Source organism: Amycolatopsis sp. NPDC059027, assembly GCF_042739735.1.
Classification (GTDB): domain Bacteria; phylum Actinomycetota; class Actinomycetes; order Mycobacteriales; family Pseudonocardiaceae; genus Amycolatopsis.
Window position 1 is genome coordinate 1 of sequence record NZ_JBHYIK010000092.1, and the last position, 23,253, is coordinate 23,253.

At 69.8% G+C, this 23,253-nt stretch carries 24 protein-coding genes and 1 pseudogene; 12 read left to right on the plus strand and 13 right to left on the minus strand.

Annotation, left to right across the window (positions count from 1 at the left end):
* Positions 1–105: 105 nt before the first annotated feature.
* Positions 106–2,076 carry an acetate--CoA ligase gene (gene acs, locus ACFWY9_RS39780; RefSeq protein WP_378341304.1) on the minus strand — a complete coding sequence of 657 codons (1,971 nt, stop codon included), beginning with the start codon at positions 2,074–2,076 and terminating at the stop codon, positions 106–108.
* A 226-nt stretch (positions 2,077–2,302) separates the two neighbouring features.
* Here acs and ACFWY9_RS39785 point away from each other — a divergent pair, with 226 nt between their 5' ends.
* The gene (locus tag ACFWY9_RS39785; protein ID WP_378341305.1) at positions 2,303–2,800 is read left to right on the plus strand and encodes a phosphoribosyltransferase; all 498 of its coding nucleotides are present in this window, start codon (positions 2,303–2,305) and stop codon (positions 2,798–2,800) included.
* A 31-nt stretch (positions 2,801–2,831) separates the two neighbouring features.
* A complete protein-coding gene (locus ACFWY9_RS39790) occupies positions 2,832–3,554 on the plus strand; it encodes an oxidoreductase (protein WP_378327856.1) in 723 nt (240 codons plus the stop codon).
* A 5-nt stretch (positions 3,555–3,559) separates the two neighbouring features.
* On the opposite strand, the gene ACFWY9_RS39795 is transcribed toward ACFWY9_RS39790, so the two are convergent.
* Positions 3,560–3,865 carry an ArsR/SmtB family transcription factor gene (locus tag ACFWY9_RS39795; RefSeq protein WP_378341306.1) on the minus strand — a complete coding sequence of 102 codons (306 nt, stop codon included), beginning with the start codon at positions 3,863–3,865 and terminating at the stop codon, positions 3,560–3,562.
* A gap of 61 nt (positions 3,866–3,926) precedes the next feature.
* Between ACFWY9_RS39795 and ACFWY9_RS39800 the strand changes: the two genes are divergently transcribed.
* On the plus strand, positions 3,927–5,117 hold the full coding sequence (locus ACFWY9_RS39800) for an MFS transporter (protein WP_378327854.1): 1,191 nt from the start codon (positions 3,927–3,929) through the stop codon (positions 5,115–5,117).
* On the opposite strand, the gene ACFWY9_RS39805 is transcribed toward ACFWY9_RS39800, so the two are convergent.
* The 10 genes from ACFWY9_RS39805 to ACFWY9_RS39850 form a co-directional block, all read right to left on the minus strand.
* A complete protein-coding gene (locus ACFWY9_RS39805) occupies positions 5,104–5,571 on the minus strand; it encodes a hypothetical protein (protein WP_378341307.1) in 468 nt (155 codons plus the stop codon). The genes ACFWY9_RS39800 and ACFWY9_RS39805 overlap by 14 nt on opposite strands.
* Positions 5,571–6,089, minus strand: a complete 519-nt coding sequence (locus tag ACFWY9_RS39810) for an RNA polymerase sigma factor (RefSeq protein WP_378327852.1) — start codon at positions 6,087–6,089, stop codon at positions 5,571–5,573. The genes ACFWY9_RS39805 and ACFWY9_RS39810 overlap by 1 nt, the downstream gene beginning before the upstream one ends.
* Positions 6,076–6,288, minus strand: coding sequence for a hypothetical protein (locus ACFWY9_RS39815; protein WP_378327851.1), 213 nt, complete (start codon positions 6,286–6,288; stop codon positions 6,076–6,078). The genes ACFWY9_RS39810 and ACFWY9_RS39815 overlap by 14 nt, the downstream gene beginning before the upstream one ends.
* A 74-nt stretch (positions 6,289–6,362) precedes the next feature.
* The gene (locus tag ACFWY9_RS39820) at positions 6,363–7,412 is read right to left on the minus strand and encodes a HoxN/HupN/NixA family nickel/cobalt transporter (RefSeq protein ID WP_378341320.1); all 1,050 of its coding nucleotides are present in this window, start codon (positions 7,410–7,412) and stop codon (positions 6,363–6,365) included.
* 144 nt (positions 7,413–7,556) lie between these two features.
* Positions 7,557–8,486: an N-acetylmuramic acid 6-phosphate etherase gene (locus ACFWY9_RS39825; protein WP_378327849.1), complete on the minus strand. Its 930-nt coding sequence runs from the start codon at positions 8,484–8,486 to the stop codon at positions 7,557–7,559.
* A gap of 35 nt (positions 8,487–8,521) precedes the next feature.
* Complete coding sequence (locus ACFWY9_RS39830) at positions 8,522–9,523, minus strand: MurR/RpiR family transcriptional regulator (RefSeq protein ID WP_378327848.1); 1,002 nt, start codon at positions 9,521–9,523, stop codon at positions 8,522–8,524.
* Positions 9,524–9,733: 210 nt separating this feature from the next.
* Positions 9,734–11,497: a serine hydrolase gene (locus ACFWY9_RS39835; RefSeq protein ID WP_378341308.1), complete on the minus strand. Its 1,764-nt coding sequence runs from the start codon at positions 11,495–11,497 to the stop codon at positions 9,734–9,736.
* 11 nt (positions 11,498–11,508) lie between these two features.
* Positions 11,509–12,807 (minus strand): exo-beta-N-acetylmuramidase NamZ domain-containing protein, encoded by a 1,299-nt coding sequence (locus ACFWY9_RS39840; protein ID WP_378341309.1) that lies wholly within the window; start codon positions 12,805–12,807, stop codon positions 11,509–11,511.
* Positions 12,804–14,621, minus strand: a complete 1,818-nt coding sequence (locus ACFWY9_RS39845; protein WP_378341310.1) for a glycoside hydrolase family 3 protein — start codon at positions 14,619–14,621, stop codon at positions 12,804–12,806. Before ACFWY9_RS39845 ends, ACFWY9_RS39840 begins: the two co-directional genes overlap by 4 nt.
* Before the next feature lie 747 nt (positions 14,622–15,368).
* Positions 15,369–16,202 (minus strand): HAD family hydrolase, encoded by an 834-nt coding sequence (locus ACFWY9_RS39850; RefSeq protein ID WP_378327844.1) that lies wholly within the window; start codon positions 16,200–16,202, stop codon positions 15,369–15,371.
* Between the two features lie 37 nt (positions 16,203–16,239).
* Between ACFWY9_RS39850 and ACFWY9_RS39855 the strand changes: the two genes are divergently transcribed.
* The 9 genes from ACFWY9_RS39855 (at position 16,240) to ACFWY9_RS39895 (ending at position 22,553) form a co-directional block, all read left to right on the plus strand.
* A complete protein-coding gene (locus ACFWY9_RS39855; protein ID WP_378327843.1) occupies positions 16,240–16,368 on the plus strand; it encodes a hypothetical protein in 129 nt (42 codons plus the stop codon).
* Positions 16,369–16,737: 369 nt separating this feature from the next.
* Positions 16,738–17,811, plus strand: a complete 1,074-nt coding sequence (ssd, locus tag ACFWY9_RS39860; protein WP_378341311.1) for a septum site-determining protein Ssd — start codon at positions 16,738–16,740, stop codon at positions 17,809–17,811.
* A complete protein-coding gene (locus ACFWY9_RS39865; protein ID WP_378327841.1) occupies positions 17,808–18,980 on the plus strand; it encodes a TadA family conjugal transfer-associated ATPase in 1,173 nt (390 codons plus the stop codon). The genes ssd and ACFWY9_RS39865 overlap by 4 nt, the downstream gene beginning before the upstream one ends.
* Before the next feature lie 91 nt (positions 18,981–19,071).
* The gene (locus tag ACFWY9_RS39870) at positions 19,072–19,836 is read left to right on the plus strand and encodes a type II secretion system F family protein (RefSeq protein WP_378341312.1); all 765 of its coding nucleotides are present in this window, start codon (positions 19,072–19,074) and stop codon (positions 19,834–19,836) included.
* Positions 19,833–20,570 carry a type II secretion system F family protein gene (locus ACFWY9_RS39875; RefSeq protein WP_378341313.1) on the plus strand — a complete coding sequence of 246 codons (738 nt, stop codon included), beginning with the start codon at positions 19,833–19,835 and terminating at the stop codon, positions 20,568–20,570. The genes ACFWY9_RS39870 and ACFWY9_RS39875 overlap by 4 nt, the downstream gene beginning before the upstream one ends.
* Before the next feature lie 29 nt (positions 20,571–20,599).
* Positions 20,600–20,776 (plus strand): DUF4244 domain-containing protein, encoded by a 177-nt coding sequence (locus ACFWY9_RS39880; RefSeq protein ID WP_378327838.1) that lies wholly within the window; start codon positions 20,600–20,602, stop codon positions 20,774–20,776.
* Positions 20,776–21,150: a TadE family type IV pilus minor pilin gene (locus ACFWY9_RS39885; protein WP_378341314.1), complete on the plus strand. Its 375-nt coding sequence runs from the start codon at positions 20,776–20,778 to the stop codon at positions 21,148–21,150. Before ACFWY9_RS39880 ends, ACFWY9_RS39885 begins: the two co-directional genes overlap by 1 nt.
* Positions 21,137–21,520 (plus strand): Rv3654c family TadE-like protein, encoded by a 384-nt coding sequence (locus ACFWY9_RS39890; RefSeq protein WP_378327836.1) that lies wholly within the window; start codon positions 21,137–21,139, stop codon positions 21,518–21,520. The genes ACFWY9_RS39885 and ACFWY9_RS39890 overlap by 14 nt, the downstream gene beginning before the upstream one ends.
* A 406-nt stretch (positions 21,521–21,926) precedes the next feature.
* On the plus strand, positions 21,927–22,553 hold the full coding sequence (locus ACFWY9_RS39895; RefSeq protein WP_378341315.1) for a bifunctional DNA primase/polymerase: 627 nt from the start codon (positions 21,927–21,929) through the stop codon (positions 22,551–22,553).
* A gap of 36 nt (positions 22,554–22,589) precedes the next feature.
* Here ACFWY9_RS39895 and ACFWY9_RS39900 read toward each other — a convergent pair.
* Positions 22,590–23,006: pseudogene (locus ACFWY9_RS39900) on the minus strand (Zn-binding domain-containing protein); the annotation flags it as partial.
* Between the last annotated feature and the right edge of the window lie 247 nt (positions 23,007–23,253).

Sequence of the window (23,253 nt, forward strand, 5' to 3'; positions counted from 1 at the left end):
ACTGTGTAAATGTCCTGGGGGGAGGGTTTTTGTATAAACCCCACCGCGTACACGGCAACGTCCCCGGCCCGGGTGGGTGGTCGGGCGCCCACCCCGGGACGTCGGTCAGTCCTCGGACTTGCCGGACTGCAGACCGGCGGAGATGAGGTCCATCACCGAGGAGTCGGCCAGCGTCGTGACGTCGCCGACCTGCCGGTTCTCCGCGACGTCGCGCAGCAGGCGGCGCATGATCTTGCCCGAACGCGTCTTCGGCAGCTCCGGGACGACCATGATCTGCCGCGGCTTCGCGATCGGCCCGATCTCCTTCGCGACGTGGTTGCGCAGCTCCTGGACAGCGGCGTCGCCGCCGTCGCTCGCGCTGCCGCGCAGGATCACGAACGCCACGATGCCCTGCCCGGTGGTCGGGTCGGTCGCGCCGACGACGGCGGCCTCGGCGACCGTCGGGTGCGAGACGAGCGCCGACTCGACCTCGGTGGTCGAGATCCGGTGCCCAGACACGTTCATGACGTCGTCGACCCGGCCCAGCAGCCAGATGTCACCGTCGGCGTCGTACTTCGCGCCGTCACCGGCGAAGTAGAAGCCCTGCTCGGCGAAGCGCGACCAGTACGTCTCCTTGTAGCGCTCGTTGTCGCCCCAGATGCCGCGCAGCATGCCCGGCCACGGCTTGTCGAGCACCAGGTACCCACCGCCGCCGTGAGGGACCTCGACGCCCTGGTCGTCGACGACCTTCGCCGAGATGCCCGGCAGCGCGCGCTGCGCCGAACCCGGCTTCGCCGCGGTGACGCCCGGCAGCGGCGAGATCATGATCGCCCCGGTTTCGGTCTGCCACCAGGTGTCCACGACGGGCGTACGGTTCGCGCCGATGGTCTCCCGGTACCAGATCCACGCCTCCGGGTTGATCGGCTCGCCGACGCTGCCGAGCACGCGCAGCGAGGAGAGGTCGTACTTCTCCGGGATCTCCGCGCCCCACTTCATGAACGTGCGGATCAGCGTCGGGGCGGTGTAGTAGAGGGAGACCTTGTACTTCTGGACGATCTCCCAGTGCCGCCCCTCGTGCGGGGTGTTCGGCGTGCCCTCGTAGACGACCTGGGTGGCGCGGTTGGCCAGCGGCCCGTACACGATGTAGGTGTGCCCGGTGACCCAGCCGATGTCGGCGGTGCACCAGTAGACGTCCTCGCCCGCCTTGTGGTCGAAGACGTTGTGGTGGGTGTAGGCGGCCTGTGTCAGGTAGCCGCCCGAGGTGTGCAGGATGCCCTTCGGCCGCCCGGTGGTGCCCGAGGTGTAGAGGATGAACAGCGGGTGCTCGGCGTCGAATGCCTCGGGGGTGTGCTCGGCGGACTGGCCGTCGACCAGGTCGTGCCACCAGACGTCGCGGCCCTCGGCCATCGGCACCTCGTCACCGGTGCGCCGGATGACGATGACCTTCTCGACCGACTCCGCGCCGTCGAGCGCTTCGTCCACGTTGGTCTTCATCGCCACGGCCTTGCCGCGGCGGTACTGCCCGTCCGAGGTGATGACGACCTTCGCCGCCGCGTCGTCCACGCGTGACCGCAGCGCCGTCGGCGAGAAGCCGCCGAACACGACGCTGTGCAGCGCGCCGATCCGCGCGCAGGCGAGCATCGCGAAGATCGCCTCGGGGATCATCGGCAGCTGGATGGCGACCCGGTCGTTCGCGCCGACGCCGAGGGAGGTCAGGGCGTTGGCGGCCTTCGAGACCTCGTCCTTCAGCTGGGCGTACGTGATGTCCCGGGTGTCGCCCGGCTCGCCGACCCAGTGGATCGCGACCTGGTCGCCGTACCCGTCGGCGACGTGCCGGTCGGCGCAGTTGTAGGCGACGTTGAGCTTCCCGCCGACGAACCACTTCGCGAACGGGGCGTCGCTCCAGTCGAGGACCTGGGTCCACTTCGTGTCCCAATGCAGCCGTTCCGCCTGCTTCGCCCAGAACTGCTCGCGATCGGCGTCGCCATCGGCGTACAGCTCGGCTTTCGCGTTGGCCTGCGCGGAGAAATCCTCGCTGGGCGGGAAAGTACGGCTTTCGGTGAGCAGGTTGTCCAGTGCTGGGGACTGCTCGGTCATGGTGCAAGGCCTCCTGTTGTGCGAACCCGCGGCTCACGGCACGCTAGCGACGTTAGTGCGTGATGTAAAAGGATGCGTCCAGTTGCCCCACTGCTGGGGCAACACGGCCGGACCAGTGATCGTTCAGGTCCGGTAAGTGGCCATGGAAGAATGTTCACTTCGAAGCGTATCGAAGACCACTTCGCCGTTGCTTATGCTCTCGTGAACGATTCGGAAGGGCAGGGCGATGGCCGAAGAGCGGGAAGAGCTCACCTGGGAGTTGTTCGGTTCGGCCAGCAGAGAGCTGGCGCAGACGATCGCGGACGACGGGTTCGAGCCGGATCTGATCCTGTCCATCGCGCGCGGTGGGCTGTTCGTGGCCGGTGCGCTCGGGTACGCGCTGGACGTGAAGAACCTGCACGTCATGAACGTCGAGTTCTACACGGGCGTCGACCAACGTCTCGACCTCCCCGTCATGCTGCCGCCGGTGCCGAACGTCGTGGACCTGACGCGGAAGAAGGTCCTGGTCGCCGACGACGTGGCCGACACCGGCGCGACGCTGAAGCTCGTCCGCGACTTCTGCGCGGACCACGTCGCCGAGGTGCGTTGCGCGGTCGTCTACGAGAAGCCGCGGTCCGAGGTCAAATGCGAGTACGTCTGGCGGCACACCGACCGCTGGATCAACTTCCCGTGGTCGGTGCAGGCGCCGGTCGTGCGGCGAGTCGGGCAGGTGCTGGACGCATGAGCGAAGCTTGCGAGCGAATCATGGACATCGCATGAGTGATCCGTTGCGGCCGTTGCTCGACCTCGAAGGGGTCGCGGAAGCGGCGAAGTCCGCGCAGGACGCGGTGTTCGCGGTGCACCGGCTGCCCGCGAACCTGCGTGGTGGCGCCGAAACCGCCGCCGAGGCGTCCGTGCGCGCGGCCAGGGCGTCGGCGGGGATCGACGGCGCGAACCCCGAACTGCCCGCAGACGGCGCGGTCGCGGATCCGGCGCTGGCCGGGGCGCTGCGGGTCGCCGAGGCGCTGGAGCCGATCCTGCCCACCTGGCGCCGCGCGCCGCTACAGGCGCTGGCGCGGCTGCACGTCCTCGCCGCGGCCGATCTGGTGACCGACCCCGACGCGCTCGGCCGTCCCCGCACCGGCGGGCCCCGGCTGGAGCTGCTCGCCCAGCTCGTCACCGGGTCGACGTCGGTGCCGGGGCCGGTCCTGACCGCCGTCGTGCACGGGGAACTGCTGGCGCTACGGCCCTTCGGCACCGCGGACGGTGTCGTGGCGCGGGCGGCCGCGCGGCTGTCGATGATCGCGACCGGGCTCGACCCGAAGGCGCTGACCGTGCCCGAGGTGGCGTACTTCCGGCGGGTGCCGAAGTACCTGGAACTGGCCGAAGGATTCGCGGGCGGCACGCCCGAGGGCGTTCGCGCGTGGCTGTTGTTCTCGTGCGAGGCGTTCGAAGCGGGCGCGCGGGAGGCCAAGAGCATCTCGGCGGCCGCGGGCTGATTCCCTTACGCCAGAACGGCGTCCAGAAGGCCGGGGAAGCGGGAATGGACGTCGTCGCGGCGTAGCTCGACCCACCGGGTGCGGCCGTTGACGAACGTCGTGGTCAACCCGGCTTCGCGCAGGATCCGCCAGTGGTGCGACAGCGTCGGCGCGGTGATGTCGACGTCGTACTCGTCGACACTGCACGGGCGAGGTTCGTCTTCCTTAGCGAGCGTGCGGACCAGTGCGAGACGCACGGGGTCGGCCAAAGCCTGAAGCACCGTCACGATCTCGATGGCGTCGGCGGCCGGCTGCGGCAGCGTGCGGGTCACGCGTTCTCCCGGATCGATAGATGGTTTGACAACAATCGAATAGTAACTCCATCATGACCTCATGACGATTCGACAGTCATCAAAGGATCGTCTCGGACTGGGGTCCCTCATCGCGCTCGCCGTGGGGACGTTCACGCTCGGGACGGACGCGATGGTCCTCAATGGACTGCTCCCGACGATCGCCACCGATCTGCACGTCTCCGAATCCGGCGCGGGCCAGCTCACCACGGTCTTCGCGCTGACGTATGCGATCTCCTCGCCGCTGATCGCCGCGTTCACCGGCGGCTGGGACCGCCGGATCCTGCTGGCGGGCGGGCTTGGGCTGTTCACCGTCGGCATGGCGGGGCAGGCGCTGGGGACGACGTTCGCGGTCGTCGCCGTCGCCCGCGCGCTCGCCGCGATCGGCGCCGCGGCGTTCCAGGCGAACGCCTACGCACTGGCCGGCGCGCTGTCCTCGGACGAACGGCGCGGCAGGGCATTGGCGACCGTCGCGGCGGGGATGAGCGTGTCGACGGTGCTCGGCGTCCCGATCGGTGTCCTCGCCGGGCACTGGATCGGCTGGCGCGCGGTGATGTGGGCGATCGCGGCGATCGGCGTCGCCGTGGCGGCGTATCTGCCGTTCCTGCCCGCCGTCCGGATCCCGGCGGCGAACCTGCGGACCCGGCTCGCGGTGGTGGCCCGGCCGCCGGTGGCGCGGGTGCTGCTGGTGACGGTCGTCGGCATGCTCGCCGGCGTCACCGTGTTCGTGTACCTCCCGGTGCTGGTGGAACCCGTCGCGACCGGTGTGACGCTGTCGTGGGTGCTCGTTGCTGCCGGAGCCGGACAGGTCATCGGAACGACCATCGCCGGGCGCTGGACCGACCGTTTCGGCTCCCGGCGGGTACTGGTGTGGGCGCTGGCCGGGACCGCGGTGGTGCTGGCGGCGATGGATGTCGCCGTGCTCGCGCTGCCCGCGTTGTTCGTCGCGGTGCTGGCGAGCGGGACCTTCGGCGGGATGCTCATGGTTCCGCAGCAGCACCGGCTGTTCTCGATCGCACCGGACGCGTCCACCGTGGCACTCGGGCTGAACGGTTCGGCGATCTACGTCGGCATCGCGCTCGGCTCGGCGCTGGGCGGGACGGTGCTGGCCGGTGCCGGGGCCGGCTGGCTCGGGCCGGTGGGCGCGGCGGCGGCCGTGGCCGCGCTGGTACTGGCCACGGCCCGCCGGCGTGCGGCACCGGTTGCGATACCCGAGCCCGTCAGCCCACGGTGATCTCGGGCTGGTCGTTCGTCCGCCCGAACAGCCTTCGTACCTTTGCTTCAGCGCCGGCAAGCCGGTGATGAATGGCGGGGAGGCGGTACTCGGGGTAAGCCGCCCTGGCCTTGCGCAGGTGCTCGCCCGCTCGGCGCAACAACTTCAGCGCCTTGTCGAGGGTGATGTCCCGACATCTCAAACCCACCCGGAGCAACAGCAGGTCGGCGCGGGCGGACACCAGTCGTGAGGCGGCCAACCGCGTTGTGGTGGCGCGGATGGCATCGATCTCGGTGCGCACGTCCCCGAGTTCTTCGATAATCCAGTCAGGGGGCTGGCTGTCGCCGCCAGGCTCATGGACGACGGCCGACAGCCACTCCTCGGTCCGGACCGTTCGCGCCAAGGTCGAGTCCAGCCGGTAGATCGCGGTTTCGAACAGGTAATCCAGCTCGGCGTCGAGAGGACTGTCCGTCATCAGTTCGCCTCCTCGTGTCGAAGCCTGAGCGTTTCCTTGAGCGTGGCGCGCGCCCGGGCCGCCGACGCGCGGACCGCGGCCGGGGTGGTCGACAGTCCGGTGGCGATCTCCTGATGGGAGAAACCATCAATGCGCCAGGCGAGCACCATGCGCTGCTGAAAGGGCAACAAGGTCAGCAACTCCCAGAGAAGCCCGGCGGCCTCCGCCTGTACCGCGAAGTCGTCCGGTGCCACCAGCATCGGCCTGTCGGGCACGGTGCCGGTCACGATTTCCCGATGTCGCAAGGGGAAGTGGCGCTGGTACTTTCGGGTGGCCACCGACCATACCCAGCACTCCGGCCTGGCTACGGCGTCCCACGACTCGTAGAGATCGAGCAGGACTTCCTGCGCGACGTCCTCCGCGTCGGCGGGAGACGCACCGAGCCGGATGACGAACCCCACCAGCCGCTCGGTGTGGGCGCGGCAGAAATCGCTGAACTCGCGGTACCCGTGTCTGTTCGATCCGTCATCGGTGCTCACGGCTCTCCCGCGGGTGCTCCACGAGCGTCCGGCCGTCCGGCTCCACGCCGGTCAACCGGCCGCCTTCCGGTAGACCATCGGATATTCGCGCCCACAGGGCGTACCGCCGTTCGCGGCGTCGTTCCCGCCGCGACTCGACGAGTACCTTCGTGCCGAGCAGAGCCAATGCGATCAGCACCCCGGCGATCCACCACGCCATATCGTCTCCTCACCAGAACCGTTGACGGTCGCCGGTAAGTGCCGTGATGACGCGGGATCGTGACTAACCGCAGGTCAGTCGGCTACGGGGGCGAGCCGCGCCGACCACTTCTCCTCGATGCGCCCGAAACGCCAGACCGCGAGCGCGACCAGCCATGTCACGACGAACAGGCCGACGACGGCGAACCCGACGTAGTTCAGGTCGAGCCCGGCGATCGCGGCGAGCGGTCCGGAGGTGATGCCGAGCTTCTCGGTGAGGATCGAGACCAGCTCGATGGTGCCGATGATCAGCGCGACGGCGACCGACAACGCGGTCACCGTGATGTTGTAGTAGATCTTGCGGACCGGTTTCGCGAGCGCCCAGCCGTAGGCGTAGTTCATGAAGAACCCGTCGAGCGCGTCGAACAGGCTCATGCCGGCGGCGAACAGCACCGGCAGGACCAGGATCGCGTACCAGGGCAGGGAAAACGTCGCCGCGCCCGCCGCGAGCACGAGCAGCGCGACCTCGGTCGCGGTGTCGAAACCGAGTCCGAAAAGGACACCGACGGGGTAGATGTGCCACGGTTTGCGCACGGCCTTCGTCGCGCCCTTGAGCAGCCGGTTCATGATGCCGCGGTTGTCGAGCTGCCGTTCGAGCGCGGCTTCGTCGAGCTCGCCGCCGCGCAGTTTCCGGAACACCTTCACGATCCCGGCCAGCACCACGAGGTTCATGATCGCGATGAGGTACAGGAACACCCCGGACACCGATGTCCCGATCAAACCGGTGGCCTGGTGCAACGTCGACGAGTCGTCCTCGACCTGACCGGCGAGCGCGCGTACGCCGAGCGAAAGCAACAGGCACAACGCGAAGACGATCGTCGAATGCCCCAGGGAAAACCAGAAACCGACCGAAAGCGGACGTTTGCCGTCGGCCATCAGTTTCCGCGTCGTGTTGTCGATGGCCGCGATGTGGTCGGCGTCGAACGCGTGCCGCATGCCGAGGGTGAACGCGGTGACGCCGAGGCCGATCCCGAACACCCCGGAGGCGCCGAGATCGTAGTGCCGCGGAGCTACGAACAGCGCCAGCACGCCCCACCCGAAGAGGTTGAGCAGCAGGACGAAACCGGCCATTCCGGCTACGGACATCCTTTCGCGGCGCGAAAGTCCGCGCCGCGAAAGGGAAGTCTCGTTACCTCCGGTGGTCGGTACCGCGGTCATCGCCACCTCGCCTCTCGTCACGCAATATCTGAGAGGTTAGGCAGATGAAAAGGTGAACCGCAATACGCCGAGCTAGCTCGCCCGCACCCGCAACCGGTCCAGTGCCTTACGGACGTGCCCGCCGGACGCCTCCAGCGCCTCGGCCGAGGCGTGGACGTCCTGGCCGGACAGCAAGTGCACGAGTGCGGTCTTCAGGTCCCCGCCCGACTCGGTCAGCGCGTCCGAACAGTCCGCCATGGTCATGCCGGTGGCTTCCTGCAGGATCCGGATCGTCCGGCCGCGCAGCTTCGCGTTGGTCGCCCGCACGCTCACCATCAGGTTCGAGTACGTCCGCCCGAGTTTGATCATCGTCGCGGTGGAGAAGGCGGTCAGGATGATCTTCTGCGCCGTCCCCGCCTTCATCCGCGTCGAACCGGCGATGACCTCCGGGCCGGTGTCGACGGCGATGAGCACGTCCACGCCGGCCGGGGTCGCGGCGGCGGGATTCCCCGACACGAGCGCGGTGTGCGCGCCCTTGTGGCTCGACGCCTCCAACGCGCCGAGCACGTACGGCGTCCGGCCCGACGCCGTCAGGCCGAGCACGAAGTCGCCGGGCTCGACCGCCTCGGCCAACTCGGCCGCGCCGGTCTCTTTGTCGTCTTCGGCGTTCTCGACGGCGTGCCGTAGTGCCCGCGGCCCGCCGGCGTGGTGTGCGATGAACCAGTCCTCCGGCACGTTGAACGTCGGCACCAGCTCGGCCGCGTCGAGCGTGGCCAGCCTGCCGGACGTACCCGCACCGACGTAGTGCACGCGGTGCCCGGAACGCAGCGCTTCCACGGCGTAGTCCACCGCGCGGGCCAGTCGCGGCAGAACCGCCGCGACCGCGTCGGGCACCCGGCGGTCCTCGGCGTTGATCGCGCCGAGGATCGCCATGGTGGGCATCAGGTCGATGTCGGTGGTACGGGGATTGCGCTTTTCCGTTGGCGAATCGACGTGCACCACCTGACGTGGGACGGTCATCATGCGCCTCACTACTCTTTTTTCAGAGCGCTGTGCGCTCATTTGCCGGTTTCCCGCGGGCGGCGCCGTCCGTCGGGGCGTACCCCGAGCCGGTGCGAGCCAACCGCGTCCCTGGTCGCGTCCAACGCGCTGACCGAGGCTTCCATGTGCCGCTGCGCGACACCGATGAACAGGCAGTCGATGACGGTGAGCTGGGCGATCCTGCTCGCCGTGGCACCGGAGCGGAACGTGGTCTCGCGCGCGGCCGTGGTGAGCACGTGATCGGCGACCTCGGTGATCGGGGACCGCGGGAAGTTGGTCACCGCGACCGTGATCGCGCCGTGCTCACGGGCCACCCGCAGCGCCTCGACCGTGTCGGTGGTCGCGCCGGTGTGCGAGATACCCACCGCGACGTCACCGGGCGACAGCACGGCGGCGGAGGTGAGCATGATGTGCGTGTCGGACCAGGCGAAGCTGACCCGGCCGATGCGGTGCAGTTTCTGCTGCAGGTCCGCGGCGACGAACGCGCTCGCGCCCACGCCGTAGACGTCGACGCGGTTCGCCCCGGCCACCAGATCGATGACCTGCTGCAGCGTGGCCACCTCGAGCTGGTCCGCGGTCTCCTCCACGGCCCGCGCGTCGGCGAAGCTGACCTTGCCGATCACCGCGGCGAGGTCGTCGTTCGGGCCGATCTCCCCACCGAGGTTACGAGTCGTGCGGGCCTCGGTGCGCGCGGTGTCCGCGGCCAGCGCGATCCTTAACTGAGGGTAACCTCCGACGCCGACCGCTTTGCAGAACCGGGTGACGGTGGTTTCACTGGTGCTCGCCGCGAGCGCGACCTCGGTGATGCTGCGTCGCGCGACGGCGGCAGGGTCGTCGAGCACGACCTTCGCGACGCGTTGCTCGGCTCTGGCGAGCCCAGGGAGCAGCGACCGGATCCGCACCAGCGGGCTGGCGTCCGCGTCGCGCGCGGTCACCTGAACCGGGGCGACGTCGGACGGTGCTGCCACGATTACGGATTCGGCATCGCCGACCGTAGGAAATTTACTAACCGTTGGCATTTGCGACAAGGCTACCCACACCCTTCGGCAGGATCGCAACCCCACCCGCTTCTGCGGATGCAATTACGATTAATCGTTGACCAGAAAGTCGCTAACCAGGTCGACCTTGTTAACGAGCTCCAGCTAACGACTTGGCAACTTAGTGTCGCGGTGCAAGCGGCAAATTCCCGGTAAACGGGCCAGGTTGCTCGGCGCTCGGCGACCGGCCGGTCACCGAGCGCTCAACTGCCACCCCGAAGCGGAGAACGCGGCCGGATTCCGCTCACCGTCAAGAAGTACGCGGCCTCGTTCAGTGACTTTCACACCATCGACGGAAACACCGCGTCCCGTGTAATTCGCGTCCGTCGTGTAACGCCAGCGGACGGTCAGCCGGGGACTCCAGGGCAGATCCGCGCTCACTCGCCACCACGCACGGTGACCGTGTCCGGACAGTGCCGGAACGTCACCGTCCGGTGCGCCCCGGCCGTCCGCACACACTGGGACCGGCTGCCACGTCACGCCGTCCGTGCTGGCTTCCAGCGCGAGCGGATCGGCAGGGCCCTCGGTGTCGACGAACGCGTCGAATGTCACCCGCACGGGCCCACCACGGGTGTCCAGGGCAGGGCTGGTCAGTGTGGCTGTACTGGAGTTTCCGACGTCGCTGTACCAGGCGTCGCGGCCTGCGGCCGGACGGACGGCCATCGCCTTCGCCAACGACGTCGCCCAGACCTGGCGCGCCGGGTTGATCGTGCCCCAGTTGCGCGTCGGGTGGACGCGGTTGGTCAGCAGCAGCGCGAACGAGCGGGATTCCGGGTCGATCACGAGCGTCGTCCCGGTGTAGCCGGTGTGACCCGCTGTGACCGGTGACGACAATGCGCCCATGTACCAGGGCTGGTCGAGTTCGAAACCCAACCCGTGCGCGTCGTCAGGGAATTGCCGGTTGTAGTTCGTCAGCATCGCCTTGACGGTGTCCTGGCGCAGGATCCGGTGCCCCCGGTAGCTGCCGCCGTTGAGGATTGCCTGGCACAGCACGGCCATGTCACCGGCGGTCGAGAACACTCCGGCGTGCCCGGAGACGCCACCGAGTGACCACGCGTTCTCGTCGTGGACCTGGCCGCGGACGAGGCCGCGGGGCGGCGTCGACTCGTACTCGGTCGCCGCGATCCGGCCCAGTTTCGACGCGGGCGGGTTGTACCCGGTGTCGCTCATGCCGAGCGGCTCGGTGATCCGGTCCCGCACCACCTGGTCGAGGCTCGCCCCGGTCAGCTTCTCGACGAGGAAACCGAGCGTCATCAGATTGATGTCGGAGTAGAGGTAGGCGGTGCCCGGCGGGTTCTTCAGCTTGCTGTCCAGCACGGCCTTGCGGCGAGACGGGATGTCCGGGTACCCCGACCACAGCGGTGGCTGGGGATCGGCGTCGAACCCCGAGGTGTGCGTGAGCAACTGCTGGACGGTGACCGTTTCCTTGCCGTTGACGGCGAATTCGGGCAGGTACCGCGCCACCGGGGTGTCCAGCTCGACCTTCCCCTGCTCGACGAGCTGCAGCACGGCGATCGACGTGAACAGCTTCGAGATCGACGCCATGTCGAAGATCGTGTCGTTCCGCATCGGGACCTGCTGGTCGGGCGGCAGCTCCGTGCCTTTCGCGTCGGCGTAGCGCAGCGCGCCGCCGACGGCGTACTTGTCCACGACGACGCCGTTGTGCGCGAGAAGTCCCACCGCTCCGGAGAAGTGCGGATGGCCGGACGTGTCCGGCTTCGTCCAGTTCGCCACGAACTGCTCGGCCGCCTTGATCGGCGCCGGGTCGAGGCCGACGTCGGCTGGGGCGCCTGCCCGCAGGGTCGTCCACGGGGGCGCGAATCCGTGCTGGGGACGGTCGAACCGGCCGGTGGCCGCTCCCTCGTGTCCGGTGATGGCGTTCGCTCCCGCTGTACTCGACGTTGTTGCCATGACCAGCACACAAGCGGCCACGATCACGAACTTCCTAGCACGCATCTCGGTCCCCCTCAGCGGTAGAGCAGGTGACGCCGTCGCTTGCGGTCGAACTCGGCCAGCTCGGCTCGCCAGGACGCGGTGATCTCGTCGACGCCGGCGCCGGCGTCGACCTTGGTCCGTAGACGGTCCGAACCGGACAGCAGGTCGATGTAGTGATCGGGCCGCCAGCCGAACTTGTCCGGATGCAGCGCCCTTGCCGTGACGAACATGGCCACCGCCGTGCGGATCGCGTCGAACTCGCGCGAGTCGGTGACGGTCAGCTGCACTCCGCCGCAGGTCTGGTTGACGAACTTCCCGAATGTCGGGACGAAGTACGTCTCCCGGAAGCGGACACCGGGCAGCCCCAGCGAAGCCAGCTTCTCCCGCCAGCGCCAGTCGAGCCCCGGCGCGCCGAGGATTTCGAACGGCCTTGTCGTGCCGCGGCCTTCGGAGAACACGGTGCCCTCGAACATCCCGGTGCCGGGGTAGACGAGCGCGGTGTCCGGGGTCGGCATGTTGGGGCTCGGCGGCACCCAGTCCAGGCCGGTCCGCGCGAACACCGCGTCGCGTCGCCAGCCGCGGACCTCGACGACCTCGAGTTCGCCCGGTTTCACGCCTTCGCCGGGCAGGAACTCCGCGGCGAAGAACCGGGCGAGTTCACCGACGGTCATCCCGTGCTGCTGAGCGATCGGCTTCCGGCCGACGCCGGAGGCGAACTTCGGGTCGAGAACCGGACCGGAAACCTTGCCCCCCAACGGATTCGGCCGATCCAGTACGAGGAGCGCGGCGCCAACGCGGGCGGCGGCGACCTGCGCGGTGTAGAGCGACCAGATGTAGGTGTAGAAGCGCGCGCCGACGTCCGCGATGTCGAACACCACGGTGTCCACGCCCGCCTTGGTGAACATCCCAGCGAGCTTCGCGGCGTCGACGCCGTACGCGTCGTACACCGGTATTCCCGTGCGCGGATCGGTGTAGTCGCCCTCGGAACCGCCGGCCTGAGCGCTGCCACGGAACCCGTGCTCGGGCCCGAACGCGGCCACCGGCCGGATCCCGGCGGCGACCATCGAGTCGACGATGTGCTCGCCGCCCGCCAGCACCCCGGTCGGATTGGACAGCACCCCGACCCGTCGTCCGGCCAGCCGCCGCCAGCCCTGCGCGGCCAGTACCTCCGCGCCGGTGCGAAGCAAGGGACCTTTGCTCTCGCTTTCGGCCTCGGACGGGAGCGAGGGACCTTTGCTCCCGTTTTCCGCCGCGCTCGCCGACGACGTCGCCGCCAGCGCGGGAACGGCGAGCGCGCCGGTGGCGAGGAAGTGACGCCGGTTCAGGTTCACCAGGTCAGTCCGTGCCCGAAGGGGTACTTCACGGTGTGCACGTCGGCACCCGCCGGGATGTCGACGGGCAGCTTCCCGCCCGGCTTCGTCTCGCCGAGGACGACCTTCGTCAACGCCTCCAGCGAGGGAGTGATGTAGCCGTACGTCGCCAGCCACGTCGGGATCGGGTTCGCGTACCCGGCGTCGTACGGGATCTGCGAAGCCACCGCGACGACCGGTTTGCCGGTAGCCGCCAGTGCCTGCAACAGGTTGCCCTGCAAGGGGAATCCGCCGAGGTTGTTGGTGAGCACGACGACCACGTCGACGTTCTTCGCCGCCGCGGCCGCCTGCGCGATCTGGTCTGCGGTCGGGGTCTGGCCGGTGGGCAGCGCGGTGGCCTTGGTGCCGTGCGCGGCGAACCTCGTCGCGAGGGTCTTCCCGGTGCTCTCGCCCCAGCCGGTGATCAACGCCGTCGACGGCTTCTGCTTGAGCGGCAGCACTCCCGCGTCGTTGGCGATCGCGGTGATCGACCGGTCGGCGATGTCCTGCGCGGTCGCCAGGTGCTCCGGCGTGCCGACCCGCGAGGTGACCTTCGCCGGGTTCACGAACGGCGAGAACATGATGCCGCGCTTGAACTTCAGCTTCAGGACGCGCAGGACGCTCTCGTCGACGCGCTGCTCGGTGAGTTCTCCGGAGCGGACCGCGGTCAGGACCGAGTTGATCGCGAGGTCGAGGTTCGCGGGCATGAGCAGCTGGTCGACGCCGGCCTTCAACGCCAGCACCGGGATCTCGGCGTCGCTGTGCCGTTCGCGGACCCCGTCCATCATCAGCGAGTCGGTGATGACGACGCCCTGGTAGCCAAGCTCGTCACGCAGTTTGCCGGTGAGGATCGGCTTCGACAGCGTCGCGGGTTCGCCGGACGGGTCCAGGCTCGGGAACTGGATGTGCGCGCTCATGATCGAATCGATGCCGGCCTTGATCGCGGCCTTGAACGGCGGTACGTCGGTCTCCCGCCACTGCTGTTCGGTGCGGTCGATCCGGGGCAGGCTGTGGTGGCTGTCCGTGGCGGCGTCGCCGTGGCCGGGGAAGTGCTTCGCGGTCGAGGAGACCGTCTCCGTGGGCCAGCCGGAATCCTGAAAACCCTTCACTTCGGCGGCGACGAACTGGCTCGCCAGGTCGGGCCGCCCGGAGAAGGAGCGCACGCCGATGACCGGGTTCGCCGGGTTCGAGTTGACGTCGGCGTCCGGGGCGTAGTCCTGGTTGATGCCGACCGCCCGCAGTTCGTGGCCGAGGATCGTCGCGGCGGCGGTGGCCTTGTCCGTGCTGCGCCCGGCGGAGATGGCCATCGCGTTCGGGAATTCCGTCGCGGGGGACCCCATCCGGGTGACCGTGCCGCCCTCTTGGTCGGTCCCGATCTGGAGTGGGATGTGGGCGCCACTGCTCAACGCCGCCCATTGCACGCCGTTGGACAGCTTCGCGACCTGGACGGGGTCGTCGAAGTTGTCGTGCGAGTCGTTGTTGAAGTAGATGACGCCGCCGAGGTGGTACCGCTGCACGACCTGCGCGGGGGTGTCGACGCCGAAGTCGGTGCGGTTCTGCGGGTTGACCTCGTCGGCGGACTTCCCGTTCACCCACGTGACGAACAACTGCCCGACCTTCTCCGCGAGGCTCATCCCGCGCAGCGTCTGCCGGGCTGCCGCCGTCGCCTGCGCGTCGGCGCTCACCTGCGGTGCCGCTGTCGCCGTGCCCGCGATGCCGAAGGCAAGGACGCCCGCGAGGGGCAGGGCGAGTGCATGCAGCCTCCGGAAACGGTTGTGCACGGTGCGGGTCTTCACTACGAGCCTCCCAGTGTTCGGGCACGCCGGGCGGAAAAATTCACCCAGGTGCGCCAGTAATCGGGAAGCTACCCACCGAGCCGGAGGTTGTCCATCAGCCATGCGCACGAACGGAAGCCTCGATGCCATAACGGCCCCGAACGGTCCACTCGCACCACCAACACCCCAAGACAACGCAAGAACAGCCCACTCCCAGACCCCAGAAGGACGACCACTCCGGGGGCACATCGAAGATCGTGACTCCAGGAAGGTGACCACGCTGGGTCGGCAACCGACCGCACCGTGGGGGTGTGGGGGCTCGGCCCCCACATATGAAAAGGGACCGTGGGAGTAGGTCGAAGACCTACGAACAAGGTCCTCTGAACCCTACGAACACGGTCCCTCTCGCGCGGGCTACTCGGGCGACCAAGCGTGCAACTCTGGTCGTACCTACATGGACTCGGCGTGTGGCGTCCCACTACGCAGTCCCTAGACGACGAGCCTCCCGCGGCGCGCTGCGCGTGGGTACCCGGAGTCCGCGCACGGAGATTTGCCGGGGTGGAACAGGCTTCTCTTCTACCTGCTCCCTGGCCGACCAAACGTCCGCACCTACTTTCTACGCCGTGCGAGCGGTCACTTCAAGTGCGCGTATGGGTGCACCGGTACAGAGGCTCGATCTGGTGACATCGGCACGCTCGGCGACGGACAATTCCGGGCTGGGCTGGGAAAAGCCGGAGCCCGGGCCGCCGTGTGGGTGTTACCGGGCGGTCACTTGGACCGTCGGCGACGACTGAGCCCGTACCAGGTCGCTCCGGCCGCCACGGCGCCGACGCCGAACCCCAGCGCCACCAGCCCGGCGGACCGGGACGGAATCCGGCTTCGCAGCGACATCGGCCGTTCGAAGGTGAGCACCGGCCAGTCCCGCTCGGCCGCTTCGCGGCGCAAGAGCTTGTCGGGATTGACCGCGTGGGGATGACCCACGACTTCGAGCAGCGGGATGTCCGTGCTCGAGTCGGTGTAGGCGAAGCACTCGGCGAGGTTGTACCCGTACGTCGTCGCGAGCTGCTTCGCGGCGACGGCCTTGTTCTCGCCGTAGCAGTAGAAGTCGACTTCGCCGGAGTAGCAGCCGTCGACGATCTGCATCCGGGTGGCGACGCTTCGGGTCGCACCGAGCATCTCGGCGACCGGCGCGACGACCTCCTCGCCGGTCGCCGAAAGCACGATGACGTCGTGGCCGTCCGCGCGGTGCTTGGCGATCAGCTCCGTCGCCTCGACGTAGACGAGCGGGTCGACGACGTCGTGCAGTGTTTCGCGGACGATCGCCGACACCTGGGCGACGTCCCAGCCCGCGCAGAGCGCCGAGACCTCCGCGCGCATGCGCTCGGTCTTGTCCTCGTCGGCGCCGGCCAGTGAGAACACGAGCTGCGCGTAGGCGCTTCGCAACGCGGCGCGACGATTGATCAATCCCTCTCTGAGTAATGGTTTGCTGAACGCCAACGCACTCGACGAGGCGATGATCGTCTTGTCCAGATCGAAGAACGCGGCGACGGCGTTTTCCGTTGGGGTGGCAGGCGTCGGCGCACTGCTGCTGGGTTCGGGCACCTTGCCAGGATAGGAGAGTCCCGCCGGCAGGCCCGCGTTGATCGACAACATCGACGGTGTGTTGCCGGAAAATTCACGCCTGCGCGGCGCTTTCGGGGCGGTGCGCCGTTATCGAATTGTGGGTGCGGCTGAATGCGCCATCCGGCTGATGGCGGAGTTACAGTGAGAAAGCCCGGTGCGGAACCGGGCCGGTTCAGTCCGACCCCCCGGGGCTGAACCCCGCGGCCCCTGCCCCTCCCCCCTGGCAGGGGCCGCCCTCTTTTATTGCCTGCCAACGGAAGTTTCGACGAAGCGGGTCTCGCGCGCAGTCCGCCATTCGCCGTTGCGCACGGGCGGTGCGCATCCTGCCACAGAACGCCGACGAAACGTGGTGCCGAAGCCCGTTGCGGGCCAGGTTGTCCACAACACCCCGGTTGTCCACAGGAGAGGGTCGTCGGTGTTGTGCGCCGCCCGTGTCCGGGGCGACGGTGGAACTCCGGCCCGGTCACCCGGCCGGACGGCTCGACATCCAGCTCGATTTCAGGGGGAGAAACGCATGACCGAGGTACGCCCGCTCGTCGTCGCCACGGACGAGACCGTGCTCGAAGAAATACTGCGCGTCGCCGCGGTCGCCGGTTGCGAACCGGAATGCGCGCCGGATCTGGCGGCCGCCCGTGCGCGCTGGGCCCGTGCGCCACTCGTCGTTCTCGACCAGGCCGCCGTCCGGGCGGGGCCGGATCTTCCCCGCCGCGGGGGTGTCGTCCTGATCTGCAAGGGCGCGCCGGAGGGCGACGCGTGGCGGCATGCCTACAACTCCGGGGCCGATCGGATCATCGCGCTGCCCGACGAGGAATCGGCGCTCGCCGAGGCGTTCGCCGATGTCCTCGATGGACCCGCCGAGCGGGCCGGGCGGCTGATCGGTGTCATCGGCGGCAGCGGCGGCGCGGGCGCTTCGGTACTCGCCGGGGCGATCGCACTGGCGGCGGACGAGGATCCGGGCGGGGCGTTGCTCATCGACTGCGATCCGCTCGGCGGTGGCGTGGATCTGCTGCTCGGTTTGGAGAAGACGGAAGGCAGACGCTGGCCGGAGGTCCAGCTGACCGGGCGGGTGTCGTTGCCGGCACTGCTCGGTGACCTGCCCCAGCACCGGCACGACGGGGGTGGTCTCCCGGTGCTCTCGTGCGGGCGGGACGGGCCGGGGCCGTCGGCGGAGGCTCTCTCCGCGGTCCTCGCCGCCGGAAGACGCGCCGGTCGCACCGTGGTCTGTGACCTCCCCCGCGGCTTCGGTGAGGAAGAGGCCGTGGTGGTGGCCGACGCCGATCTCGTGGTGCTGGCCGTTCCGGTGGAAGCCCGTGCTTGCATGGCGGCGAAGCAGGTCATGCGCAGGCTCACCGCGTACACCGACCGGATCGGGATCGTCGCATGTGGACGGTCTCCGGTCGGATTCACCCCGCAGGAGACGGCGGCGTTGCTGGGGCCGCCCCTGCTGGCGTTCATGCCACCCGAGCGCGGCCTCGCGGTTGCCGTGGAGAACGGCGAATTCCGGCTGAAGAACCGGGGGCCGCTGGCCAAGACAGCAGAGGCCGTGCTGGCGGCGGCGCGGTGCGAGGGTGGGGTGGCGCCACGATGAGCACCGAGTTCGTCGACCGCGTACGCCATCGGCTCGCGGGCGGTCACCGGGTGGCCGATCCGGTGGCGGTGGCGCAAGCGGTGCGGGCCGAGGCGGGTGGTGCGCTGGGGCATGACGCTGTGCTCGACGCGGTCCGGCTCGCCCGTGACGAGTTCGTCGGCGCCGGTCCGCTCGCTCCGCTGCTGGAGGATCCCGCGACGACCGACGTCCTCGTGACGGCGCCGGACGAGGTGTGGGCCGACGGCCCCACCGGGCTGGTTCGCACCGAGATCCGGTTCGCCGACGAGGAAGCGGTGCGCAGGCTCGCCCAGCGTCTCGCGCTCACGGCGGGCCGCAGGCTCGACGACGCACAGCCCTATGTGGACGGCTGGCTGCCGGGCACGGGGCCGCACGGGCGGGTCCGGATGCACGCGATCCTGCCGCCGGTCGCGGTCAACGGGACGTGTCTGTCGCTGCGGGTGCTCCGGCCCGCCACTCACGATCTGGAGGCGTTGCGGGCACTGGGCGTCTTCGACGCGGCGGGTGCCGAGTTGCTGCGCCGGGTCGTTTCGCGACGGCTGGCGTTTCTCGTCACCGGCGGCACCGGGGCGGGTAAGACGACGCTGCTGGCCGCCTTGCTCGGCGCGGTGCCGCCCGGCGAGCGCATCGTGTGTGTCGAGGACGCGGGTGAGCTGCAGCCGGCGCATCCGCAGTTCGTCAGCCTCATCGCCCGTCCGCCCAATGTGGAGGGTGCGGGCGAGGTGAGCCTGCCCGAGCTGGTCCGCCAGGCCCTGCGCATGCGGCCCGACCGGCTGATCGTCGGTGAGGTCCGTGGTGCGGAGGTGTGTTCACTGCTCAACGCACTGAACACCGGGCACGACGGTGGCGCCTGCACGTTGCACGCCAATTCCCCGGCGGAGGTCCCGGCCCGCGTCGAGGCGCTGGCCGCGCTCGGCGGGCTCGGTCGTGAAGCCGTGCACAGCCAGCTGGTCGCGGCGATCCGGGTGGTCCTGCACATGCGGCGAGGCACCGGCGGCAGGCGCAGGCTGGCCGAGGTGGGTGTGCTGCGTGACGACCGCGGTCGCGCGAGGGTCCTGCCGGTGTGGCGGGCGGGGCGGTGGACCACCGATCGCCGCCTGCTCACTGATCTCGGCGCGCCTTCCGAGCTGGGCGGGGCGATCGCGTGCTGAGCCTCTTGATTCTCCAGTTTTCGTTGGCAGTCAAAGAAATCATGCTCGCGTTTCTGCCGAGGCCACGCCTTTCCGGCTGGGCGGTGCGACGATGACCGCGGCATGGGGCCTGATCTTCGCGGGAGCGGGGTCGCTGTGCTGGCCGTCGGCTTCTTCGCGGCCGCGGATCGCACGTCGCCGAACCCGGAGCCGGCGCGTTCGCCTGCCCCGGGTGTGGCACCGCTGGAAGTGGTTGCTGCTCGCGGTCGTCGTCGCTCCGGTGGCAGGGCCAGGAGGTGCGGTCGCCGCCGGGTTGCTCACGCTGGCTTTCCGGCAGGAATGGCGTGACCGACGCCGGAGCACCGCTGCCGTGGTTTCCGGCGAGCGCATGGCGACGGTCATGCGGACGATGGTCGCGGAACTCCGTGCGGGCGCGCATCCGGTGTCGGCCGCGGAAGCGACCGCCGAGGTCGTGCCCGAACTCGCCGGGGAACTTCGCGCACTGGCTTCCTCTGCCAGGCTCGACGGCGAGCTGCGCTCGGCTTCGCTGCCCGAACTGGCCGATGTCTGGGCGCTGGCACGGAAATACGGCCTGCCGATGGCGGTCGTGCTCGACGCGGCACGCCGGGACGTCGAGGCGGGACTTTCGTTCGCGCGGCGGTTGCGCGCCAAGATGGCGGGGCCGAGGGCCAGCGCGGCGGTGCTCACCGGGCTCCCCGCGGTGTGCGTGGTGCTCGGCCAGTCGATGGGTGCGGACCCCCTGCATGTGCTGACCGCGACGGTGCCGGGCCAGCTTCTCCTGATCGCCGGCTGCGCGTTGATCTGGGCGGGCACCTCGTGGTGCCGTGCCCTGCTCGGCAAGGCGGGATTCCGATGAGCCCGCCCGTGACCGGGGCGGGGCTGATCCTTCTCGCCGGGGCGCTCGCGCTCTGGCCCGGTCACGCGTACGGACTCCAGTCGGCGGGAGTGGCCACGGCGAGGCCGGGCGGACAGCCGCGTCACCGCATCAGGCTGATCCTCCATGCGGTGGCGGCCATGGCGGCCGGAGCCTCGGTGACGGCCTTGCTCGGCGGTGCCGCCGGGTTCGGGATCGGCGCCGCGGTCGCGGCGGGGAGCTGGTGGCTCCTGCGCAGGGAACCGCGGCGGGCCGGACGGGAAGACGGCATGGCCGAGCGGCTTCGAGCCGCGGCGACGCTCGATCTGCTCGCGGCCGGTCTGCGGACCGGGCTGCCAGTACCGGTCGCGCTGGAGGCCGTGTCCGGGAGAGCGCCGCCGGGATCAGCGGACGCGTTGCGGTCCACGGCCGGCCTCCTCGCGCTGGGGGCCGAGCCCGCCGAAGCCTGGGCGGCCGTGCGGACGGCGCCTGGTTTGGGCGAGCTCGCCGCCGCCGCGATCCGGACGGCGCGTGCCGGGACGGCCCTCGCTTCGGCAGCCGCCGAGCTTGCCCAACGGCTCCGCGACGGCCTTGGCGCCGAGGCGGAGGAGCGGGCCGAGCGCGCGGGTGTCGTACTGGCGCTTCCGGTCGGCCTCTGTTTCCTGCCCGCGTTCTTCTGCCTCGGTGTGGTGCCGGTCGTGCTCGGCCTCGCCGCCAGGCTCGGCGGCGCGCTCTAACCATCCACAATGGACAGAAAGGTATCCTGATGCGTTACTTCTCCCGGTTCCGCCGTTCCGACACCGGAACCACCACGGCCGAGTACGCCATCGGCACGGTCGCGGCGGCGGCGTTCGCCGCTGTTCTCTACGGTCTGCTGACCGGGCAATCGGTGTTCGCGCTTTTGGGCGGCCTCGTCCAGCGGGCACTGACCGTGGCTTTCTGATGGACGTCGGCATCCGGCGTGCGGGCGATCGCGGTTACGTCACCGTGGAGTCGGCGATCGGTCTCGGCGGGCTGACCATCGTGCTCGCCTGCCTCCTCGCCGGGATCGGCACGGTGTCCGGTCAGCTGCGCTGTACCGACGCCGCGAGGGAAGCGGCCAGACTCCTCGCCAGAGGCCAGCCCGCCGAGGCCGAGTCCGCCGTCCACGCCATCGCGCCCAGCGGCGCGCGGCTCGATGTCCGGCGGGCGGGCGACGGCATCACCGTCGAGGTCGGTGCCGAGGCACTGGGCGGTCTGCTGCCGGGTGTCCACCTCAGCGCGACGGCCTACGCGATGGCCGAGCCGGGGACGGAGGCCGGGCATGCGGGTCGTTGACCGGCACGGAAGGACCGACAGCGCCGATGCCGGGGTGGCGACCGTATGGACCGCGGCGGCGGTCGCCGCCCTGGTCAGCGTGGCGGCGCTGGTCTTTCTCCTCGGCGCGGCGACGACGTCCCGGCACCGGCTCGAAGCGGCCGCCGATCTGGGTGCCCTCGCCGCGGCCTCGTATGCGGCAGAGGGGCCCGCTCGCGCGTGCGAGCGCGCGCGTCGGGTGGCGGAGCACATGGCCGCCGCTGTGGTGAGCTGCCGGTGGGAGCGGCGCGACGCCCTGGTCGAGGTCCATTCGTCGGCGGCGGGGCATCCGGCCTGGTTTCCCTCACCCTCCGCGCGGGCGCGGGCCGGACCGGTCGACCGTCCGCCATGACCGGCCACCGGTCACCGCTGAGCCGCCGGGCTGATCCGCCGGCCTGGACGGCGAGTGGAGGCCAGGCACGGGCAGCGGTCGCTGACTGTCGACGAGCGGTCAAAAGGCGCGGTTGGGTGGGCCGAACGGTCGCACCACGGCAACCACGCGGTCGTCCGGCGGGTGCCGCGGGCCGGGGATCCGGCTGCGACGAGCGGCCAGAGACCGGTCGTCGTCGGCCGATGATCGGCTTCGGGGATTCGGCTCGGCGGTTGAACTACCGGGCGTTCATCGCCCGGTAACCACCGGTTGTCGCGCGGGGGCTCCCCGCAAAGTGCAACTTGCCGTTTAGTGAGATGTGCGCCACCACGGCACCGGCCAACGGCCCCGGGTAGCGCGAGAACCGGAACTTGAAGGCAGGAAAGCAATGTTGGACGCGAATTGGCCGGACAGCTGGCGGGGCGCCTTCCGCATCGAACTGCGGGCGGAGGCGATCGGTCTCGCCTGGCGTGGCTGGCCGGTGCTGCCCGGGACGAGCCCGGCCCCGATCACCGGAGAGTGGGACGACCTCACCTGGCGCCGCCCGGTGCCCGTGCACGACAACTGGCGTGAACGGATCGGCACGCACGCCCACGAGGTCGCCACCTGGTTCTCCGACCGGACCCACAGCCTGCTGGTGGCCACCGGCACCGTCCTCGACGCGATCGAGGTGGACGACGAGCTGGGCAAGCGGGCCGCACGTCTGCTGCGGGCGCTCGGGCACCCCGCGCCGATCGTCGCGATGCCGAACGGCCGCTGGCTGTTCCTCACCACCGTGGCGGACCACGTCCCGGGCCAGCTCGCCACACGCGCCACGATCCAGTGGCACGGTGCCGGTAGCTGGATCCCGCTGCCCCCGTCGCCCTTCCAGCACGGTGTCGTGCACTGGCGGGTCAAGCCGGAGGTGTGCGGCTGGCAGCTGCCGGACGCCGCCGAGGTGCACGACGTACTGGTTCGCGCCCTGCGTGGCGAGGCCACGCCGAGTGCGCAGCTGGTCGAGTCCTCCGCCGCCTGACGGTCCCATCCCGGCAGACGGCAGCATCACGCAGTATCAGGTACCACCGTGGCCGCATTGGTCCCCGTGTTGACGTAAAGCCCCGAGCACGGCATCCAATACGGCCACTGCCCCCGCCTTGTCCAGCGGCTCGTTGCCGTTCCCGCACTTCGGCGACTGGACGCAGGACGGGCACCCCGTCGGGCACTCGCAGGAGACGATCGCCTCCCGCGTTGCGGCCAGCCATGGGACAATTGCGGCAAAACCGCGGTCGGCGAATCCCGCACCCCCGGGATGACCATCGTGCACGAACACCGTCGCCTCCCCGGTGTCTCCGTGCCACGCGGTAGAAACCCCGCCGATGTCCCAGCGGTCGCACGTAGCGAACAGCGGTAGCAGGCCGATCGCCGCGTGCTCGGCGGCATGCAGGGCACCGGGGACGCGCGCCGGAACCAGTCCGGCGCCCCCCGGTGTTCTGCGCGAGTGGGCGAGCCCTGTTCGTGCCTGGCGGCACTCACCCGGCTCGCTCCGAGTGTCTTGTGGGGGTACTCGCTCGTGGGGGAGGTCTGCTCGCGGAGAGCGCTCGCTGGCCTCGCTCATCGTGTCTTGTGGGGGTGCAACCCCCACACCCCCCCGGGGGGGGGGCGGGCGGGCCGCCCCGCCGCGCGGGGGCCGTGGCGCGAGTGGTACGGGGAGTGGGGTGGGGGGCGGGGGGGAGGGT

What these genes read in the sequence shown, in the direction of transcription:
- acs (WP_378341304.1), bottom strand. Translation starts at nt 2,076, where the DNA reads ATGACCGAGCAGTCCCCAGCACTGGACAACCTGCTCACCGAAAGCCGT.
- ACFWY9_RS39785 (WP_378341305.1), top strand. Translation starts at nt 2,303, where the DNA reads ATGGCCGAAGAGCGGGAAGAGCTCACCTGGGAGTTGTTCGGTTCGGCC.
- ACFWY9_RS39790 (WP_378327856.1), top strand. Translation starts at nt 2,832, where the DNA reads ATGAGTGATCCGTTGCGGCCGTTGCTCGACCTCGAAGGGGTCGCGGAA.
- ACFWY9_RS39800 (WP_378327854.1), top strand. Translation starts at nt 3,927, where the DNA reads ATGACGATTCGACAGTCATCAAAGGATCGTCTCGGACTGGGGTCCCTC.
- ACFWY9_RS39805 (WP_378341307.1), bottom strand. Translation starts at nt 5,571, where the DNA reads ATGACGGACAGTCCTCTCGACGCCGAGCTGGATTACCTGTTCGAAACC.
- ACFWY9_RS39815 (WP_378327851.1), bottom strand. Translation starts at nt 6,288, where the DNA reads ATGGCGTGGTGGATCGCCGGGGTGCTGATCGCATTGGCTCTGCTCGGC.
- ACFWY9_RS39820 (WP_378341320.1), bottom strand. Translation starts at nt 7,412, where the DNA reads ATGTCCGTAGCCGGAATGGCCGGTTTCGTCCTGCTGCTCAACCTCTTC.
- ACFWY9_RS39825 (WP_378327849.1), bottom strand. Translation starts at nt 8,486, where the DNA reads ATGATGACCGTCCCACGTCAGGTGGTGCACGTCGATTCGCCAACGGAA.
- ACFWY9_RS39830 (WP_378327848.1), bottom strand. Translation starts at nt 9,523, where the DNA reads ATGCCAACGGTTAGTAAATTTCCTACGGTCGGCGATGCCGAATCCGTA.
- ACFWY9_RS39835 (WP_378341308.1), bottom strand. Translation starts at nt 11,497, where the DNA reads ATGCGTGCTAGGAAGTTCGTGATCGTGGCCGCTTGTGTGCTGGTCATG.
- ssd (WP_378341311.1), top strand. Translation starts at nt 16,738, where the DNA reads ATGACCGAGGTACGCCCGCTCGTCGTCGCCACGGACGAGACCGTGCTC.
- ACFWY9_RS39865 (WP_378327841.1), top strand. Translation starts at nt 17,808, where the DNA reads ATGAGCACCGAGTTCGTCGACCGCGTACGCCATCGGCTCGCGGGCGGT.
- ACFWY9_RS39870 (WP_378341312.1), top strand. Translation starts at nt 19,072, where the DNA reads ATGACCGCGGCATGGGGCCTGATCTTCGCGGGAGCGGGGTCGCTGTGC.
- ACFWY9_RS39875 (WP_378341313.1), top strand. Translation starts at nt 19,833, where the DNA reads ATGAGCCCGCCCGTGACCGGGGCGGGGCTGATCCTTCTCGCCGGGGCG.
- ACFWY9_RS39880 (WP_378327838.1), top strand. Translation starts at nt 20,600, where the DNA reads ATGCGTTACTTCTCCCGGTTCCGCCGTTCCGACACCGGAACCACCACG.
- ACFWY9_RS39885 (WP_378341314.1), top strand. Translation starts at nt 20,776, where the DNA reads ATGGACGTCGGCATCCGGCGTGCGGGCGATCGCGGTTACGTCACCGTG.
- ACFWY9_RS39890 (WP_378327836.1), top strand. Translation starts at nt 21,137, where the DNA reads ATGCGGGTCGTTGACCGGCACGGAAGGACCGACAGCGCCGATGCCGGG.
- ACFWY9_RS39895 (WP_378341315.1), top strand. Translation starts at nt 21,927, where the DNA reads ATGTTGGACGCGAATTGGCCGGACAGCTGGCGGGGCGCCTTCCGCATC.